Below are 18,898 nucleotides of genomic sequence, written 5' to 3'. Positions count from 1 at the left end.
CCCTGAAAGCGAGGGTGGTTCAGCAGATGACGGCTCCTCCGGGCGGCCCATACGGCCAAGATCCGAATCAGTATGGGCAGCAACCTTATTGGGGTGGCCAGCCGCAGGGCGGGCGGTACCCGTACCCGCCGGGTGGCCCGTACGCCAGCCCTCAAGGGACGGATCCCTACGGCGCGGCCCCCTACCCGCCCCAGCAATATCCGCAACCCGGCCAGCAGTATCCGCCCGGCTGGTCCCCGGGCCAGTACCCGCCGGGACCACCGCCGAAGCCGCCCGGCTCGAAGATGCCATGGCTGATCCTCGCCGGCGTCGCGCTGGTGGGCGTGATCGTGCTGGTAATCGTCCTGGTCGTGGTGCTCAACCACCGCGACAGCTCGACCACGGCCGGCTCCCCGGGCACCTCGGCGACGACAAGCGCCCCGACCTCCCAGCCCGGCGGTTCGCAGCAGACCGCAACCGACTGCACGCCCAACGTGTCCGGCGGCGACAAACCCGACGACGGCACGATCAGCGCCGGCAAACTGTCCTTCCCGGCCAGCGTGGCACCGGGCTGGGCGCCGTTCTCCGACGACCAGAGCCCTAATCTGATCGACGCGGTGGGCGTCGGCCAAGAGGTGCCCGGCGCCAGCCAGTGGATGATGCAGGCCGAAGTCGCCATAACCAACTTCGTCTCCAGCATGGACGTCAGCAAGCAAGCATCGAAGCTGATGCAGTGTGTGGCCAGCGGCCCGGGCTATTCGCAGTCCCAGCCCACCCTGGGGCCGACGAAGACGTCGTCGATCACGGTCGACGGTGTCAAAGCCGCTCGGGCGGACGCCGACATCACGATCGCCGACACCTCACGCCACGTGAAGGGTGACACCGTCACCATCATCGCGGTTGACACCAAACCGGTCACCATCTTCATGGGCGCCACACCCATCGGCGACGCCGGCTCGGCGGCAACGATCAGCAAGGTCATCGCCGCGCTGAAGGTGTCGAAATCGTGACGAATCGGGCCCGCGCGTCCATACTTCCGATATGCCTCGATTGATAAGCAAGTGCTGCCTCGCGTTGGCGGCGGTCTTGACGGTATTGACCTCGGCGTGGGCGGTCATCTCGGTGCCCGCGGCCGCGGTGCCGGCGACACCCAGCGGCGAGATATGGCAATGGGCAATCGGAAAAAACATGCTCACCGATCCGATGTTGCGGGACTACCTCAACTCGGCGCCGGGCGGACCCGGACGGGTCTGCTACGGCGACCCCAAACTCTGTCAACAGTCAACCCCGGACCCGCAGGACATCCGCGCGCTGACCGATATCGTCCGAGTCCCCAACGAGGGGTTCGGGCTGGTTCCTGACGAACACGCCACCGTGGTAAGCGTCGTGTTGTACAACGACATCCGCGAACAGAAATACCTCTACCGGGGCAAACTCCCCGAAGGATGGACCTGGGACAGTACCGCCACCGACGTCGGAGCCGTCTTCGGCGCACCCAACATGATGGCCGGCTTCGAGCAGCAACCCTACATGCCGATCGCTTTCAAATATCAGACAGCCGATCATCTCTACGATCTGCGGGTCGAATTCGCCGCCACCACCGCGGATGAGCTGCCCGCCGCACACATGCGCACCATCGCGGTCAGCCAGGCTCCGGGTGCCCCCGCCAGCCAGACCGCGATATCGACGAGTTCGCTCGCACCGGCGTCGACGTCGTCGGCGGCTCGTCCCCCCAACGCCTAGCGACCCTTTGTCGCATTCGGCGGTCGGTCTGTCATGAGGCCGGCGTTCACCCGACAAGCGTCGAGATCTACACCCGCGGGGAAATCACGAGAACGTGTGAGGCTAACGTCGATCTCGGCGCATGATCCGCGATCGCAGCCCCGGGTGACCACTACGCATCACCGGCCGGTGCCGAGATGTGCGTGGCTTCGGAGCGGCCACGCAGCACCGTGGAATAGCATTCTGCCCAGTGCTCACGCTCGTCCTCGGCCGCGTGTTCGACGGCCGCCGCTGAGCACAGGATCCGCCGGTCCGACGTTTTGGCGAGATCGGCCAGCCGCGCGGCTTCATTGACGGCGTCGCCGATAACGGTGTACTCGTGCCGGTTTTCGGCGCCGATATTGCCGGCAAACACCCGTCCTGCCGACACGCCGATCCCGAAGTCGACCACCGGCAGCTCACGTAATCGGCTCGCCAGTGCACGTGCCGTCGCCAGCGCCGCCGATGCCGGTTGGCTCGTGCGCAGCGGCGCTCCGAAGATCGCCAGCGCCGCGTCTCCCTCGAATTTGTTGACCAGGCCCTGATGCTCGTCCACGGCGTCGACGACTATCCGGAAAAAGTCGTTGAGCACGTGGGCCACCTCTTGCGGCGGACGATTTTCGGCCAGCTGCGTCGAACCCACCAGGTCGATGTAGAGGACTGCGGCCTCCACCACATCGCCCGACAGCGACGAGCCCTCCTCGATGGCCCGGCGGGCGACATCCGTTCCGACATACCGGCCCAACAGGTCACGCAGCCGCTCCCGTTCCTCCAGCCCGGCGACCATCCGGTTGAATCCGGTTTGCAGTCGACCTATTTGGGAACGTTCGTAGGCGCCGACGTAGGTGGCGATGTTGCCGTGTTCGACCTGCGCCATCGCGGCGACGATCTCATCGAGCGGATCGGAAATGGATCGCGACGTCAGGATCATCGTCGGCAGCCCAAGCAGCAGCGCCGCCAGCGACACCACCAAGATGGGCACATCCAGCGATGCCGACTCCTGAATCAGCCAGCCATAGGACCGCAGCACGACAAAGGCGGCGATCACCCCGATCGGGATCGCGCTGCACAAAAACCACAACAGGACCAGTCGCGCCAGCACGCCGGGGACCGCCAGGCGCGGCTGAGCACCCCTGGTGGCCACTCCCATGATCGGCCGCAGGGTGCGTTGTGCGAGCAGCAAGCCGGTGCCCGCGGCGGCGGGTCCACCTAGCAGCACACCAAGCAGAATGGGCAGCAATATCTTGGCGCCGTCAGCATGATTGATCAGCATCAGCACCAAGCCAGACGCTGACCAGGCACCTACCAAGATGGCCGACTGCCGGCCGCCGAGCTTGATCGCGGCCTCTCGCTGCTGTGGGGTGGGCTCGTCGCCGGAGACGAACCATCGCAGCGTGGGAGCCAGGAGCAGGACACCACCCACCGCGACGCCGACGGTCCCCAACACGACCAACACCGATACCAACGTCATGTTTTTCTCGGCGAAGTCGACGTAGGTGTGGCCTCTCAGCGGAATCAAGATGGCCGATGCGTCGAGGACGGCCAAGAGGTAGGCGACGGCGAGGCCGAGCGCATAGAGAGCCAACAACCTGCGGGCGCTTGGGGGCTGCGCGTCAGCTGTGGAAGCGCGAGCCCTACGCACCGTTGTTCGGCCCGCCCGAGTTTTGGCCGGGAATGTCGGTGATCGGGAAGTTGGGCATCGGCTTGGGCGAGGGGGTGTTGGGCAACGACGGGATTTCGCCAGGCGGGATGTCGTGGAGTTCGTTGACGGGAGGCCCGTTCTCCCGGCTGCCGTAGCTGCTGCCGGGGGCGCGCGGCCCGAGCAGCTCGCTGACCGTCACCAGCCGGTATCCGTTGGCCTTGAGCACCGGGATGAACTGATACACCAGGTCGACGGTGCTGGAGTAAGTGTCGTGGAACAGCACCACCGAGCCCGGCTTGATCTGGGTCATCAGCAGGAGCCGCGTTGCCGCCGTGTTGGAGTCGTTGGCCCAGTCGAAAGGAATGACGTCCCAAAGGATTTCGGCTTGGCCGAAGTTGACGGCGGTTCGCCGCACCGCGTCATTGGACAGGCCGCCGGCCGGACGGTACAGCGTGGGCGTGCGGCCGGTGGCCGCAGTGATCGCGTCGTTGGCCCTGGCGAATTGGCCGGCGATGTCCTCGGGAGGGATTGTCGTCATGTTCGGGTGTTCCCAGGTGTGGCTGCCTATCTCCATGCCGGCGTCGGCGATGCGCTTGGCGCCCGCCGGGTTGGCCGCCACCTTGTTGCCGATCAGGAAGAACGTCGCCTTGGCGTCGTTGTCTTTCAGGATTTGCAGCAGCCGGTCGGTGTAGGGTCCCGGCCCGTCGTCGAAGGTCAGCGCCACACACTTGGCAACCGAACAATTGAGGTTGTCGGCGCGGGTGACGTGGCCGGTCAGCCCGCCGATCACCAGCACGGCGACGGCCGCCACGACACTTATCACCGTGCGCCAGTAGCGCCAGGCCTGGTTGTCGGGTCGTTTGGGCACCTAGGAAGTTTACCGGGCGCTGAGTGTGCGCTGGCGGCGTCGAGTGTGCGCTCAGGGCGCGATCCGCTCGATTTTCCCGCCCTGGACACACGCCCGAAGCCCAGGACGCACGCTCGATGATCCCGGCGTAACACCCGTCAGCGCGGCCCGGTGATTTCTTCCAGCATCTCGGTGACCAGCGCAGCGATCGGGGACCGTTCACTGCGCAGCAGCGTGATGTGGGCGAACAGCGGATGGCCCTTGAGCTTCTCGATCACCGCGACGATCCCGTCGTGGCGGCCGACCCGCAGGTTGTCGCGCTGGGCGATGTCGTGGGTCAGCACCACCCGCGACCCGGTGCCCAGCCGCGACAGCACGGTCAGCAGCACGTTGCGTTCCAACGATTGAGCTTCGTCGACGATGACGAACGAGTCGTGCAGTGAACGGCCCCGAATGTGGGTCAGCGGCAGCACTTCGAGCATGCCCCTGGACAGGACTTCGTCCAGCACCGCCGGGCTGGCCAGCCCTTCGAGCGTGTCGAAGACGGCCTGAGCCCAGGGGCCCATCTTGTCGCTCTCGCTGCCGGGCAGATAGCCCAGCTCCTGGCCGCCGACGGCATACAGCGGGCGGAAGACGACCACCTTGCGGTGGGTCCGGCGCTCCAGCACGGCCTCCAGGCCAGCACACAACGCCAGCGCCGACTTTCCGGTGCCGGCCTTACCGCCCAACGAGACGATGCCCACCGACTCGTCGAGCAGCAGGTCGAGCGCTACCCGCTGCTCGGCGGAGCGGCCGCGCAGCCCGAACACTTCGCGGTCACCGCGAACCAGCTGGACGCGTTTGGCCGGGTTCACCCGGCCCAGCGCATGCGAACTCCCACCCAGCAGCCGAATCCCGGTGTGGCAGGGCAGGTCCCGGGCTTCGGCCAGGTCGATTTCGCCGTCGGTGAACAGGGTGGCGATCTCCTCGGCAGCAGTTTCGATCTCGCGCATCCCCGACCATCCGGAAGCGACGACGTCCTGCGCGTGGTACTCGTCGGCGGGCAGGCCCACCGCGGCAGCCTTGACCCGCAGGGGGATGTCCTTGCTGACCAACGTGACTCGCCTGCCCTCGGCGGCGAGGTTGGCAGCACAGCTCAAGATCCGGGAGTCGTTGCTATCGGTCCGGAAGCCGGCTGGTAGCACCGCCGGGTCGCTGTGGTTGAGTTCGACGTGCAGCGTACCGCCTTGGGTACCAACCGGAATGGGCTGATCCAGCCGTCCGTGCTCCAGCCGGAGATCGTCGAACAACCGCAGTGCCTGACGAGCAAACCAGCCCAACTCGTGGTGGTGACGCTTGGCCTCCAGTTCGCTGATCACCACCAGCGGAACCACCACCTCGTGTTCGGCGAACCGACTGCACGCCCAGGGATCGGACAGCAGCACAGAGGTGTCGAGCACATACGTCCGGATATCGGTCACGAAACGCTCCTCGAGCGAATGACGCTCGCGCGAACCCACACGAGCGTGTCGGCGCGGGCCGCGGCACCAGGACCGGGGCCGGTCCTGCCGTTGTAGTGACGGAAGATGCCGCCCTGGCAGCAGAGCATGTCGCTGACCATCGACTGCGACGCTACTCCGGTGGCGACACTCCCGCAGGACAGGCGCGCCGACGCACTCCGTGGAGGTCGGGGCTAGCCGGTGACGAACTGCTTGAGCGCGGGCTCGTCCGCCAGACCCCAGGCGGTGATGCGATCGGAAATCAGCTGCCGCCGCTGCTGCGGGCCGAAGATCCCGGCGTCGGCCACCTTCTGCACCTTGTCCTGGTAGGCGTCAATGTCGCCACCGACGACCTCGAGATCGGCGGCGCGGGCCGCGATCGCGGCGATCGTCTCGTCCCGGGTGAAGTCGAGGCAGTGGGTGACCAGGTTGGCGAAGAACAGCTCGTGGCGCGCCTCGTCCCGGGCGATCCGGTCGATCAACCCGGCCAGAATCGGCTCTTCGATCTGTGCGGCCAGATTTTGGCAGAACACGGCAAGGGAGCGCTCGTAGAACGCCATGTAGACCAGGGTCTCCACTTGGGTGTAGGTGTCGGCGCGGTAGCCCTTCATGACGTGCTGGACCCGGACCTCTTCGTTGGCGACCGGGTCCACCTCGCGGGTCACCACGAGGTATTCGCGCAGCGCGATGGCGTGCAGATGCTCTTCGGCGGTCCATCTGCCAAGCCAGCGGCCCCACCACTCCTCGAGGATGAAGTGCTCGACCAGCTCGCGGTGGTGGCCGGCCAGGTTGTCCTTGAGGATCAGCAGGATCTCGCAGGCGTCGGTGATGACCCGGGGCAGCGTCGCCTGGGACGGATCCCAATCCCGGCCGCCGAGGAAGGCGAAGTTCTCGCCGCGGTCGAACGGAACGTAGTCGTGGGCGAACCAGATGTCCTCGGTGTCAAGATGTCGAGCCATGTTCTCTTCCACCACAGGCTCGAGTTCCAGGGTCAGCGCATTAGCGACAGGTTTCTGTGCCATGCAGTAACTGTAACCCGACGACACAGGTTTCGTGAAATTGGGCCTGCGCGTGTCGTGGCCTACCCGCGTCATCATGCTGACAACGGGATTCGCCGCAGGCTAGCGACCTGCCAGGCTCCAGTCCTCGAGGCCCTCGTAGAGCGGAAACTCCCTGGCCAGACGGGTCACTCGGGTCCGCAGCGCCGGGACATCGGCAGCGCTGCCGTCGGCCAGGGCGGTAGCGATCACGTCGGCGACCTCGCTGAATTCGGCATCGCCGAACCCCCGGGTCGCCAGCGCGGGTGTTCCGATCCGCAGGCCCGAAGTCACCATGGGCGGCCGGGGGTCGTTGGGCACGGCGTTGCGGTTGACCGTAATTCCCACCTCGTGCAACAGATCCTCGGCGGCCTGGCCGTCCAGTGGAGAGTTGCGCAGGTCGACCAGCACCAGGTGGACGTCGGTTCCGCCGCTGACGACCGAGACCCCGGCCTTGGCGACGTCGTCACCGAGCAGTCGGTCGGCGAGGATCCGGGCACCGGACAGGGTGCGCCGCTGGCGGTCGGCGAACTCGGGGGTGGCAGCGATCTTCAGGGCGACCGCCTTGCCCGCGATCACATGCATCAACGGTCCGCCCTGCTGGCCGGGGAACACCGCCGAGTTGATCGCCTTGGCGTACTCCTGCTTGCCCAGGATCATGCCGGAACGACCTCCGCCGAGCGTCTTGTGCACCGTAGTGGAAACCACGTCGGCGTGCGGCACCGGCGACGGATGCAATCCGGCGGCTACCAAACCGGCGAAATGCGCCATGTCCACCCACAACTTCGCGTCGACCTCGTCGGCGATGGCGCGGAAGGCCGCGAAGTCGAGAATCCGGGGGTAGGCCGACCAGCCGGCGATGATCACCTTGGGGCGGAATTCCAGCGCCTTGGCGCGCACCGCGTCCATGTCGATCAGGTGCGTCGTGGGATCCACACCGTAGAACCCGTTCTCGTACAGCTTGCCGGAGAAGTTCAGCCGCATGCCATGGGTCAGGTGGCCGCCGTTGGCGAGGTCCAGACCCAGCAGCCGCTCCCCCGGGGTCATCAGCGCATGCAGCACCGCGGCGTTGGCCTGGGCGCCCGAATGCGGCTGCACGTTGGCGAAATCGGCACCGAACAGCGCCTTGGCCCGGTCCCGGGCGATGTTTTCCACCACGTCGACGTGCTCGCAACCGCCGTAGTACCGCCGGCCCGGCAGCCCCTCCGCATACTTGTTGGTCAACACGCTGCCCTGGGCCTGCAACACCGATCGCGGCACGAAATTCTCCGAGGCGATCATCTCCAAGGTGTCCCGTTGCCGGCCGAGTTCCTTGCCTAGCAGCTCTGCGATATCGGGGTCGACCTCGGCCAGCGGCGCCGACATGACCGAGCTGGTCTCAGGGGCCCTTACGTGGGCAGAGGTACGGGCGTCAGGTGCGGCAGTCACGGGCGCCAGTCTATCGAGGCCGCCGCTTCACGGCTGATCGTGTCCGGCGCGGCTACCGGAGGTCTCACCTGTCAGGCGGGTAACCGGGTAACGACCTGCCCACCCGTCGGCGACCCTGTCCGCCGGGTCCGGTCGTCGCTGATAGCCGGACACTTCGCCGTGGCCGTGCCGCACGCTTTACCCGGCCCAGCCGTCAGACCCGCGTCGATCCCTGCAAGACTGACACCATGCCACGGCTTAGCGAGCCGAGCCCGTATGTCGAGTTCGACCGAAAGCAATGGCGCGCGCTTCGTATGTCGACCCCACTGGCCCTCACCGAAGAGGAATTGGTCGGCCTGCGTGGTCTGGGTGAGCAGATCGACCTGTTGGAAGTCGAAGAGGTGTATCTGCCTCTGGCCCGGCTCATTCATCTTCAGGTCGCCGCCCGTCAGCGGTTGTTCGCCGCCACCGCCGAATTCCTCGGCGAGCCGCAACAGAACCCGGACCGGCCGGTGCCGTTCATCATCGGTGTGGCCGGCAGCGTGGCGGTCGGCAAGTCGACCACCGCACGTGTGCTACAGGCGCTGCTTGCCCGCTGGGACCACCATCCGCGGGTGGACCTGGTGACCACCGACGGCTTTCTCTACCCCAACACCGAGCTGGAACGGCGAAGCCTCATGCACCGCAAGGGTTTTCCGGAGAGCTATAACCGCCGGGCGCTGATGCGGTTCGTGACCTCGGTGAAGTCGGGTTCGGAATATGCGTGTGCGCCGGTGTATTCACATCTGCACTACGACATCATTCCCGGGGCCAAACACGTGGTCCGCCATCCGGACATTCTGATCTTGGAGGGGCTCAACGTCTTGCAGACCGGACCCACCCTGATGGTCTCGGACCTGTTCGACTTCTCCCTTTACGTCGACGCGCGCATCGAGGACATCGAGCAGTGGTACGTGTCGCGGTTCTTGGCCATGCGCAGCACGGCGTTCGCCAACCCGGAGTCACACTTTCACCACTATTCGGCATTGTCCGACCCGCAGGCCGTGGTCGCGGCCCGTGAGATCTGGCGGTCGATCAACCGGCCCAATCTCGTCGAGAACATCCTGCCGACCCGGCCGCGTGCCACCCTGGTGCTGCGCAAAGACGCCGACCACTCGATCAACCGGCTGCGGCTGCGCAAGCTGTAGCACGGCCCGCGTCGAGCCGGTGGCGAATCAGACCGGCGATGCGCCGTGGACTCCGTGCTTGCCCCAACAGCAGCCCACCCGTGCCGCCCGCCCCACCGATGCCGCCATTGGAGCCGTTGCCGCCGTTGCCGATCAGGATGGCGGACCCACCGGCACCTCCAGGCTGGTCGGGCCCGCCGTTTCCGCCGTGACCGCCACCGCCCAACAGCAGCCCGCCGGGGCCTCCGGGCTGCTCGGGTCCACCGTCGGCGCCGTTGCCGATCAGCGGCCGACCCAGCAACGTCTGGGTGGGGGCGTTGATCGCATTGAGAAGGTTCTGCTCGACATTGGCGGCCTCGGTGCTCACGTACGCACCCGCACTTGCCGTCAAGGCCCGCATGAGCTGTGCGTGAAACTCGGCTTATAGCGTGCCGAGGTGCTGATGGGCCTGTGCGTAGGCGGAAAACAGTGCGGCAGCAACCGCGGACACCTCGTCGGCCGCCGCGGCCGCCAGCCCGGCCGTCGGGGCCGCCGCGGCAGCGTTGGCCGCGCTGACGGTCGGACCGATATTCGCCAAATCGGTGGCCGCCGCGACCATCATTTCCGGGCTCGCGATCACAAAGGCATGGCTCTCCAATCTCCTTACCTGCGCTGCCAGCAATAACCCGAAGTTGGACCGTATCGCCGCCCGAAACGGCGTCTTCGGCTTTTTGCCGAAGGCGCCGGTCGAATGGCTGATGTGCACTAGGTGGCCAGCCGGCGCACCCCCAAATACTGCAGACCGGCGAACACCGCCGTGTATCCGCCGCTGGCCAGCGTCGCGACCACCCCGACGGCGGTCATCGGCACCAGTTCAGTCGCCACGACCGCCGCGACCGTGTAAATGATGTTGCCCGCGACGACGCCGATGCCTGCCCGTCGCAAGTTCGGCAGCGCGGCAAGGCCGAACACCACCAGGCCGTAGAGCACGAAGAAAGCGCCCACGCTGTATTCCTGACCGGACATCAGGCCGGTCAGCTTCGAAATCGGGTCGGCGGCGACGGCGACGGCCAAACCCAGCAGTTCCGTCAACGTGGCATCGGCGCGCATCGCGAACCGCAGCAGTGAGTCCGTGGAGTCGTACAGGGGCCGGATTGTCGAACTGGAAAGAGCGGTCATGCCATTACTCCTTGGCTGTGTGGAAGCCGGTTTGTCGAACAGGTTTCACGGTGCCGCCGAAGCACTGCCAGATCGACGCATGACACTGCCAGCTACTGCCATCGACGGGCCAAGATCACACCGCGATGCCTTCGACCAGGCCGTATGGCGAGGCGGTTGCCACCACCCGCGTCACGCGAAAACCCGCGAGCCCGAAGAGCTGGCCGTACTCGTCGGCGGTGCGTTCGCGCGCTTCCGCGAGCCCTTTTCGACCCCGCTCAACCGGGTATTCGAAGCACAGGCCGCCGAGGATGGTCGCCGGTCAGCGCCTGGGCTAATCGCTGGCAACAGTGACCCGCCCGCGCAGATCGGCGGCGATCGGCCGAGCCGCGGCGTTCTGCCAGTTGTGCAGTGAGCGCTGCGGCACCTCGGTGACCAGCCACTGCCAGGCTTGGCGGGCAGTCGCATCCAAACCGGCTGCGGTGGCCGTTTTGCGCGTAGGCGCGCACGCCCACGACGTAGGGGAAATACAGCGAGTTGTAGTAACGCCAGTGTTCGCTGGTTCCAAAATCGCCGGCGTCGCGCGGCTTGAGCCGGGCAATACCGTCGGCTAGCACCGCCTTGAGTTCGTTGGCCCGCTCCAAAGGATGATCGGGTGCCCCGCGTGCGGCCAACCGCTCATCGATCACCGGCAATGCGGTCAGCGGGCTGGCGACGAGTTTGGTCAGGTCGCCGTAGTGGCCCAGCGCCCGGCGAGTGAGCCGGACGAAGGTGTCGTCGTCCACGTCGGCGAGGGGGTTCATGGACCGCAGCGGCAAACCCGCCCCGGTATGCCGCAGCGCGGCCCGGTCGGCGCGCAGCGTGGGCGACCGGGAAAACGCCAGCCGGTCCAGCATTCCCGCCAGCGGATCGGCGAGCACCTGCACGATGATCGCGATAGCCAGGCTGGTGAAAAGCAGCACCGTCAGCGTTGTCTGCGCCGTGGGCTCGGCGCGGGTGATCGCCAAACCGATCAGCGCCTGGCCGCCGAACAGCACCGCCACCGCCAGCATGCCGAAAAACGAGCGCAGCATGTCTGCCCGCAACGCCTGGCCCTCGTCGAAGGCGTCCCACAGGGCAACCGCCACCCCGAGCGCCAAAACGTCGAAGCCCGTCGACGCCAGAGCCAGCCAGCTGGGCACCAGGCCCAGCGGAATGACCAGGATGGCATTGGCCAGCGCGAAGAACAGGGTTGCCACGATCACCACGCCAATGACGGGGGTCGGCTGGGCGGGCCGCAACACCGCGACGACCATCGCCCCCAGGGTGGACGCGGATATCACCGCCAACATCATTAGGTGGCCGGCCCGCAACGGCCCGGTGACGCCGCCCGCCATCGTCGCGCCGAACAGGGTGAGCGCCGCGACACCGCCGATCAGCACGAGCTCCCGCGTGCGGGCCCGCCAGCTGTCGCACGGCCGGGCCAGTTCAAGCAGCACCGCCAACCACGCGACGCCGGGGACGGCGACGAGGTAGATCTCCAGTCGGCTCAGCAGCGCGGCGGGCACGACGCTGGTCGTGCGCACCGCATCCAAGGCCACCACCAGCGCGAAACCGCACAGTCCGGTCGCCGCCAACACCAGCACCGGCTTGCGCGGATCACGGGCCAGCAGATAGAGCCCCAGCCACAGGCTCAGCGTGAACACCGCCGCCGACAGCGCAGCCATGCATCCAGTTTGACACGGGGTCCAATTCGTGCCGACCCGCTGCGCCCGCGAGCGGGAGGTACCCCCAGCGCCCGGCTTCGCCGCGCTTGCGATCGGCACGGGTTACTTGCCGTAGCGCCGATGGCGCTGGCTGTAATCGCGCAGCGCGCGCAGAAAATCGACCCGGCGGAACGCGGGCCAGTGCGCTTCGGTGAACCACATCTCCGAATAGGCGCTTTGCCACAGCAGGAAACCGGACAGGCGTTGCTCACCCGAGGTGCGAATCACCAAATCCGGGTCGGGTTGTCCCGAGGTGTAGAGATTTTCGGAAATGCCGTCTTCGGTCACCGCGTCGACCAGCTCCTCGGCGCTGGCGCCATTGGCCAATTCTTTGCTCAACAACGCCCGAACCGCGTCGACGATCTCGCGGCGCCCACCGTAGCCCACCGCGACGTTGACATGGAACGACGCCGTCTCGGGGGTCGATTCCACCGCGTCGCGCACCCGGCGGGCCGGCTCCTCGCCGATCAGCCCCAGATCCCCGACGGTACGCACACTCCAGCGGTTGGCGGGGGCGCAGATCTCCTCGACGACGTCGGTGATGATCTCGATCAGTCCGGCGAGCTCGTCGGGATCACGCTGCAGGTTTTCGGTGGAAAGCAGGTAGACGGTGGTCATCTCGATGCCGGCGTCCTGGCACCACCGCAGCATCTCGGCAATCTTGGCGGCACCCATCCGGTAGCCGTAGCTGACGTCCTCGTAACCTGCGCTGCGCGCCCACCGGCGGTTACCGTCGCATAGCACCGCGATGTGTCTCGGCAATTCGGATCGAGTGGCGGCCAGACCCTGCCGCAGCCGAAGCTCGTAAATCCGATACAAAGGCTCTTTGAGCCGCGGCGGGATGATCTCCACGAGAATCCAGACTACTGTGACAGACACCAGATTCCGGCCTTGATCCGGGCCAAAATCACCGCATGCGCGCCCACGTCGTAACCGTCTGCGACAACCAACCCGACTAGGGTGATTGTGACGGTTACCGGCAACAACACAACGGGGAGACGGGAGACATGAGCAGCCAGGCCAGCACGGCTACCGCCGCAGCACCCGAATCACACGGGCTCACGCCGTCCAATGCTGCCCACCACATCGTCGAGGGCGTTGCCCGGGCCCTGACCAAACCCCGCTTCCGGGGCTGGATCCATGTCTACTCGGCCGGTATCGCCGTTTTCGCCGGGGCGTCGCTGGTCGCGGTCTCGTGGGCCGTCAGTTCCACCAAGGCCGGGCTGGCTACGTTGGCCTACATCATGGCCACCGTGGTGATGTTCACCGTCAGCGCCACCTATCACCGAGTCGACTGGGAATCCGCGTCGGCCCGCGCCTGGATGAAGCGCGCCGATCATTCGATGATCTTCGTGTTCATCGCGGGCAGCTACACGCCGTTTGCGCTGTTGGCCCTGCCGGGCCACGCGGGGCGGGTGGTGTTGTCGATCGTGTGGGGTGGTGCGATCGCCGGGGTGCTGCTGAAGATGTGCTGGCCGACCGCGCCACGCTGGGTGGGCGTGCCCCTCTATCTCCTGCTGGGCTGGGTGGCCGTCTGGTACACCGCGACGATCCTGAACAACGCGGGGGTGACGGCGCTGGTTCTGCTGTTCGTCGGCGGCGCGCTGTACAGCATCGGCGGCATTCTCTACGCGGTACGCTGGCCAGACCCGTGGCCGTCGACGTTCGGCTATCACGAGTTCTTCCACGCCTGCACCGCGGTCGCGGCGATCTGCCATTACATCGCGATGTGGTTCGTGGTGTTTTAGCAGCCGCTCCAGGCCGGGATCGTCGGCACGCGGGAACCCAATTGCGCACCTCCTCCCCCGCCCGCTGCACGGCCGGGATCGTCGGCACGCTAAAGCCGGGCGACGTCGTCGGCCGACCAGTACCCCTTCATCGCGCTGACCTTGCCGCGGTCGTCGAAAACCATCACCTCGATGGGCTCCACCCGCATTGCGTTGTCGCCCGCCGTCACGGTCAGCCGAAACTGCAACGCCGCCTCGTTGCCGGAAACCCGCAGCGACACCAGCTCACACGCCCGCTCGAACCCGGCGACCGCCGAGTAGAAGCCACGGATTGCATGCGTGCCGATGTGCACCTCCCCGCCGACGGGATCCTCGAGAGTGGCGTCGGCGGTTAGAAGCTGACCAGGCCCTCGACGCCGCCGTCGTTGAGCACCGCGATGTAACGGTGGACGGTGTCAGCGATCGCCTGGGCTCTGTCGGTGCGGTCCGGCATGTGGGGCACGCTACTATCCCGGCGGTCGCAGAGCGGCGGCGAGTTCGTCTGCGCTGGTCACCGGCAGGTCACAGACTCGCCCGCGGCACACGTAGGCCGCGTCGGCGCCGTTTACCCGGTCCCGGTCGATCAGCAGCGGCGACGAGCCGACCCGGCCACCGATGACGATCGCCCCTCCGGGCGCGAGCCGGCGAGCGGCGGCCAACAGCGGTGACTGCGGATCGGCACAAGCGACCGCGATCTGCAGCGGCCCGCGTACCGCCGCCTCGGCGACCGACAACCAGTGACCCGCCGACCGTGGCGCCCGGGCCAGCAATACCGAATGTTCGCGCAGCGTGTCGGTGGCCGCCTGCAAATACCGCTCGGCGCGGCCAGGCTCGACCAAGTGCGCGGCGGTCAGCAAGGCCTCGGCGATCGACGACGCCCCCGACGGCGTCGCCCCGTCCAGCGGGTCGGCGGGCCGCAGCATCAGCTGCTCGGCGTCGTCGGCGGTGTCGAACCACCGGCCCGGATGCTGCCGATCGGCAAAGTGCTGCAACGCCGTGTCGAGCAAGCCGCTAGCCGCCGTTAGCCAGGCCGCATCGGAGGTCAGTTGGTACAGCGCCAGCAGACCGGTGGCCAGCATGGCGTGGTCCTCCAAGATGGCGGCGCTGTCGCCCACCACCCCGCCCAGGCTGGCACGCCGCAACCGGCGGTCGACCACGTGTAAGTCCAGCAGCGCGGTCGCGCATCGCTGTGCGGCTTGCGCCAGTGACGGCTCCGGCAATGCCACGGCGGCCTCGGCCAGCGCGGTGACGGCCAGCCCGTTCCAGGAGGTGACGACCTTGTCGTCGCGCCCCGGCTGGGCACGGGTGAGCCGGGCCGCCAACAACGCGCCCTTGATCCGCTCGAAACGCCGCGGGTCGTCGGGGTCCCTGAGTAGCTGCAGCACCGAGGCCCCCTGTTCGAAGGTGCCGGCAAGGGTGACGGCGAAAACCTCTGCCGCCCAACGCCCGTCGTCGGCGCCGAGCACCTCGGCCAGCTCCGCGGGGGTCCACACGTAGCTAGAGCCCTCGCGGCCGTCGGCGTCGGCATCCAGCGATGACGTGAACATGTCACCGTCGGCCAGCTCGTCGAGCAAGAACCGCGCAGTCTCGGCGGTGATGCGGCGGGCCAGCGGATCCCCGGTGCGCCGGGCCCAGTGTGCGTAGGCGCGCAGCAGCAGCGCATTGTCGTACAGCATCTTCTCGAAATGCGGTACCACCCAAGCGTTGTCGACGCTGTATCGGGCGAAGCCGCCGGCGAGTTGGTCGTAGATGCCGCCCCGGGCCATCGCGGTGCCGGTGCGCGACACCGCCTGAAGCGCCGCCAAGGAACCGGTGCGCTCGTAGTGCCGCAGCAGCGCTTCCAGCAGCGCCGACGGCGGGAATTTTGGTGCCCTGCCCCAGCCGCCGTGAGCCGTGTCCTGGTCACCCAGCACCACCGCGACGGCGTGATCGCACAACTGCGGCGCAACGTCCGTCCCGCCGCCGGGCAGGCCGGACGCCATCGAGCGCAGCTCGCCGGCGATATGGTCCGAAGCCTGCTCGACCTCGTCGCGGCGCTGCTCCCAGGTCTCGGATATAGCCGAAAGCAGTTGCAGGAACGCATCTTTCGGATAGTAGGTGCCGCAGAAGAAGGGCCGGCCGTCGGGGGTGAGGAAACACGTCATCGGCCAGCCGCCCTGCCCGGTCAGCGCGACGGTGGCGTTCATGTAGACCGCGTCGATGTCCGGCCGTTCCTCGCGATCGACCTTGATGCAGACGAATCCGGCATTCATCGCGGCGGCCACCTCGTCGTCGGCGAAGGATTCGTGGGCCATCACGTGACACCAGTGACAGGCGGCGTAGCCCACCGACAGCAGGATCGGCACGTCGCGCGCGGCCGCCTCGGCCAGTGCCTGCGGCGTCCACTGCTGCCAGTGCACCGGGTTGTCGGCATGCTGACGCAAGTAAGGGCTGGTTGCCGCCGCCAGGGTATTGGCTCCAGACGGATCAGCCGGGCTCATCGACGGGTCCCGGTGGTCGCGCGGATCCCTTACCGTCGATACCGGGCGGCTCGTCGCGGGTGACCGGGTCGGTGCCCTCGTCGGCAGCCTGGTCGGGCTCGGGGTGCAGGCGGTCGAACGATTCGGGAACCTTTTTCAGTTGCCGGTTCATCGATCGCACCAAGAACAGCGTGGCGACCACCAGCAGCACGATGACCAGCAGCCCCAACGGACTTGCCTTGCCGAAATCGGGGCCATGGTTGCGGGGTGCATCGTCTGCCATCACGCTGAGCAAAAGGCGGTTCACTGGTCCGGCTCGATCCCGGCGAACAGCTCCGTCTCCGGCAGCCGGATGGGAACGCGCGAGCGCGCCAATTCGAATTCCTCGGTCGGCCAGAGCTCCTGCTGCCAGGACAGCGGAGCGGCGAAGAACTCGGCGTTCGGGTCGATCTGGGTGGCGTGTGCGCGCAGCGCGTCGTCACGCTGAGCGAAGTACTTCGAGCACTCGACGCGCGTCGTCACCCGGTTGGCAAAGGGATCGTGGTCGGGATGCCAGTGCTCGAGCCACTTCGCGAACGGACCCTCCTGACCGCGTTTGATGAACTCCTCCTGCAAAATACGCATCCGCTCCCGCAGAAAGCCGTGGATGTAGTACAGCTTGGACACCGTCCACGGCTCACCGGCATCCCGGAATCGACGGTAGTCGCCGGCCGCCTCGTAGGCGCCGATCGAGACCTGGTGGCAGCGGATGTGATCGGGATGCGGGTACCCGCCGTTCTCGTCGTAGGTAGTGATGACGTGCGGCCGGAATTCACGGACCACCCGCACCAACGCCTCGATGGACTCCTCCAGCGGCACCAGCGCAAAGCAGCCTTCGGGCAGCGGTGATGGCGGGTCGCCCTTGGGAAGTCCGGAGTCGACGAAGCCCAGCCAGCTGTGCTCCACACCGAGGATCTCGGCAGCCTTGGCCATCTCGTCGCGGCGGATCTCCGAGATGTGGCCATGCACGTCGGGCAGGTCCATCGCCGGGTTGAGAATTTCGCCGCGCTCGCCGCCGGTCAAGGTCACCACCAACACCCGATGGCCCTCGTCGGCGTAGCGGGCAAGGGTGGCCGCGCCCTTACTGGACTCGTCGTCAGGGTGGGCGTGCACCGCCATCAACCGCAGTTCGCTCACGTGCTCCCTTGTTCCTGTGCCGGCCGGCCGGTCTGCTGCTCGCCCGGTTGCGACCCTATAATTCCAGTTCTCGATCGTCCCATCCTCCTCGGCCGCACCCCGGCTTCCCGCCAACCATCCAGGTATGAAACCAGTACCCGTTTCCCGTCCCGAAGCCCGCTACGGGCGAGCGCGGCTGTCCAGCCGGTCGCGGCGCCGCCTGGCCATCGCCCTGACGGTGGTGGCCGTGGCGGCCGGATTGGCCGTGGCCTTCATCGCCTACCAACGGATCGGCACCAGCGAGGTGACCGGCTCGCTGGCCGCCTATCGGGTGATCGACGACGAAACCGCATCGGTCACGATCAGCGTGACCCGCAAGGACCCGTCGCGGCCGGTGGACTGCATTGTGCGGGTTCGGGCCCACGACGGCAGCGAGACGGGCCGGCGCGAAGTGCTGGTGGCACCGTCGGATCAGACCACCGTGCAGGTGACGACGACGCTGAAATCGAGCAAGCCGCCGGTGATGGCGGACATATATGGTTGCGGCACAGACGTGCCCGCATACCTGCGCTCGTCGTGAGGCGCATCTTCCGGCTCACCGTGAGCCGAACTGCGCAGATGCCGTCATTGAGTGTTTGCGCAGTGGTAACATTGCTGGATGCACGGTCCTGCTTTGGACCGTGTATTGCTGCATTAACGGCCGTAAGCAACACGGCGTGACAGCAACCGGGGCGGCCACCCGCACACCGACAGCGGGATCAGCACCTTATGCGAATACGCATAAGAGAACACAAGGAGCGCGACGAGATGACGGATACTCAGGTGACCTGGTTGACCCAGGAGTCACATGACCGACTCAAGGCCGAGCTCGATCAGCTGATCGCGAATCGTCCGATCATCGCCGCCGAAATCAACGACCGCCGCGAGGAAGGCGACCTGCGCGAGAACGGCGGATACCACGCCGCTCGCGAAGAACAAGGGCAACAGGAAGCCCGCATCCGTCAGCTACAAGACCTGCTCAGCAATGCCAAGGTCGGCGAAGCGCCCACGCAGTCCGGGGTGGCCCTGCCCGGTTCGGTCGTCAAGGTCTACTACAACGGCGACAAGTCCGACACCGAAACGTTCCTGATCGCCACCCGCCAGGAGGGCGTCAACGACGGCAAGCTCGAGGTCTACTCGCCGAATTCACCGCTGGGCGGCGCGCTGATCGACGCCAAGGTCGGTGAGACCCGCAGCTACAAGGTCCCCAACGGCAGCACCGTCGAGGTCACCCTGGTCAGCGCGGAGCCATATCACTCGTAATCGCGCCCGAGCGTCCG

The 18,898-nt window shown here is 66.8% G+C and carries 16 protein-coding genes and 3 pseudogenes; 6 read left to right on the top strand and 13 right to left on the bottom strand.

Features of this window, described 5'->3' with window-relative positions:
• Positions 1-26 precede the first annotated feature (26 nt).
• Positions 27-989, top strand: coding sequence for a hypothetical protein (locus CDN38_RS19830; RefSeq protein WP_075509882.1), 963 nt, complete (start codon positions 27-29; stop codon positions 987-989).
• Positions 990-1,020: 31 nt separating this feature from the next.
• A complete protein-coding gene (locus tag CDN38_RS19825; protein WP_142361298.1) occupies positions 1,021-1,722 on the top strand; it encodes a hypothetical protein in 702 nt (233 codons plus the stop codon).
• Positions 1,723-1,873: 151 nt separating this feature from the next.
• On the opposite strand, the gene CDN38_RS19820 is transcribed toward CDN38_RS19825, so the two are convergent.
• The 5 genes from CDN38_RS19820 to glyA form a co-directional block, all read right to left on the bottom strand.
• Complete coding sequence (locus CDN38_RS19820; protein WP_075509928.1) at positions 1,874-3,325, bottom strand: adenylate/guanylate cyclase domain-containing protein; 1,452 nt, start codon at positions 3,323-3,325, stop codon at positions 1,874-1,876.
• Positions 3,326-3,374: 49 nt separating this feature from the next.
• Positions 3,375-4,250 (bottom strand): polysaccharide deacetylase family protein, encoded by an 876-nt coding sequence (locus tag CDN38_RS19815; protein ID WP_075509884.1) that lies wholly within the window; start codon positions 4,248-4,250, stop codon positions 3,375-3,377.
• Between the two features lie 137 nt (positions 4,251-4,387).
• Positions 4,388-5,689 (bottom strand): RNA 5'-3' helicase PhoH2, encoded by a 1,302-nt coding sequence (gene phoH2, locus CDN38_RS19810; RefSeq protein WP_099319137.1) that lies wholly within the window; start codon positions 5,687-5,689, stop codon positions 4,388-4,390.
• 212 nt (positions 5,690-5,901) lie between these two features.
• On the bottom strand, positions 5,902-6,729 hold the full coding sequence (locus CDN38_RS19805) for an acyl-ACP desaturase (protein ID WP_075509885.1): 828 nt from the start codon (positions 6,727-6,729) through the stop codon (positions 5,902-5,904).
• Between the two features lie 99 nt (positions 6,730-6,828).
• On the bottom strand, positions 6,829-8,109 hold the full coding sequence (gene glyA / locus CDN38_RS19800; protein ID WP_075509886.1) for a serine hydroxymethyltransferase: 1,281 nt from the start codon (positions 8,107-8,109) through the stop codon (positions 6,829-6,831).
• Between the two features lie 290 nt (positions 8,110-8,399).
• On the opposite strand from glyA, the gene coaA reads away from it, so the two are divergent.
• A complete protein-coding gene (gene coaA, locus CDN38_RS19795; RefSeq protein WP_099319136.1) occupies positions 8,400-9,338 on the top strand; it encodes a type I pantothenate kinase in 939 nt (312 codons plus the stop codon).
• Positions 9,339-9,399: 61 nt separating this feature from the next.
• On the opposite strand, the pseudogene CDN38_RS19790 reads toward coaA, so the two are convergent.
• From CDN38_RS19790 to CDN38_RS19775, 4 genes and pseudogenes are all read right to left on the bottom strand, one after another.
• Positions 9,400-9,918, bottom strand: a pseudogene (locus tag CDN38_RS19790) (PE family protein); the annotation flags it as partial.
• Between the two features lie 143 nt (positions 9,919-10,061).
• On the bottom strand, positions 10,062-10,475 hold the full coding sequence (locus CDN38_RS19785) for a hypothetical protein (RefSeq protein WP_075509889.1): 414 nt from the start codon (positions 10,473-10,475) through the stop codon (positions 10,062-10,064).
• A gap of 313 nt (positions 10,476-10,788) precedes the next feature.
• Positions 10,789-12,160 (bottom strand): annotated as a pseudogene (locus CDN38_RS19780) (hypothetical protein).
• A 102-nt stretch (positions 12,161-12,262) separates the two neighbouring features.
• Positions 12,263-13,051, bottom strand: a complete 789-nt coding sequence (locus tag CDN38_RS19775) for a (2Z,6E)-farnesyl diphosphate synthase (protein ID WP_023366928.1) — start codon at positions 13,049-13,051, stop codon at positions 12,263-12,265.
• A gap of 155 nt (positions 13,052-13,206) precedes the next feature.
• Here CDN38_RS19775 and trhA point away from each other — a divergent pair, with 155 nt between their 5' ends.
• Positions 13,207-13,947 carry a PAQR family membrane homeostasis protein TrhA gene (gene trhA, locus CDN38_RS19770; RefSeq protein ID WP_075509890.1) on the top strand — a complete coding sequence of 247 codons (741 nt, stop codon included), beginning with the start codon at positions 13,207-13,209 and terminating at the stop codon, positions 13,945-13,947.
• An 89-nt stretch (positions 13,948-14,036) separates the two neighbouring features.
• Here the strand turns inward: trhA and CDN38_RS19765 are convergent.
• From CDN38_RS19765 to mca, 4 genes and pseudogenes are all read right to left on the bottom strand, one after another.
• Positions 14,037-14,419, bottom strand: a pseudogene (locus CDN38_RS19765) (nuclear transport factor 2 family protein).
• Positions 14,420-14,432: 13 nt separating this feature from the next.
• Entirely contained in the window at positions 14,433-16,445 is a 2,013-nt protein-coding gene (locus tag CDN38_RS19760) for a thioredoxin domain-containing protein (RefSeq protein WP_075509891.1), read from the bottom strand.
• Entirely contained in the window at positions 16,432-16,731 is a 300-nt protein-coding gene (locus CDN38_RS19755) for a hypothetical protein (RefSeq protein ID WP_075509892.1), read from the bottom strand. Before CDN38_RS19755 ends, CDN38_RS19760 begins: the two co-directional genes overlap by 14 nt.
• A complete protein-coding gene (gene mca / locus CDN38_RS19750; protein ID WP_075509893.1) occupies positions 16,728-17,600 on the bottom strand; it encodes a mycothiol conjugate amidase Mca in 873 nt (290 codons plus the stop codon). The genes CDN38_RS19755 and mca overlap by 4 nt, the downstream gene beginning before the upstream one ends.
• A 124-nt stretch (positions 17,601-17,724) precedes the next feature.
• Between mca and CDN38_RS19745 the strand changes: the two genes are divergently transcribed.
• Entirely contained in the window at positions 17,725-18,159 is a 435-nt protein-coding gene (locus tag CDN38_RS19745; protein ID WP_075509894.1) for a DUF4307 domain-containing protein, read from the top strand.
• Between the two features lie 227 nt (positions 18,160-18,386).
• Positions 18,387-18,881: a transcription elongation factor GreA gene (gene greA / locus CDN38_RS19740; RefSeq protein WP_075509931.1), complete on the top strand. Its 495-nt coding sequence runs from the start codon at positions 18,387-18,389 to the stop codon at positions 18,879-18,881.
• Positions 18,882-18,898 lie beyond the last annotated feature (17 nt).

The organism is Mycobacterium ostraviense, assembly GCF_002705925.1.
Classification (GTDB): Bacteria; Actinomycetota; Actinomycetes; order Mycobacteriales; family Mycobacteriaceae; genus Mycobacterium; species Mycobacterium ostraviense.
Note: the sequence above shows the minus strand (reverse complement) of the source record. Positions and strands in the feature narration are given on the sequence as shown.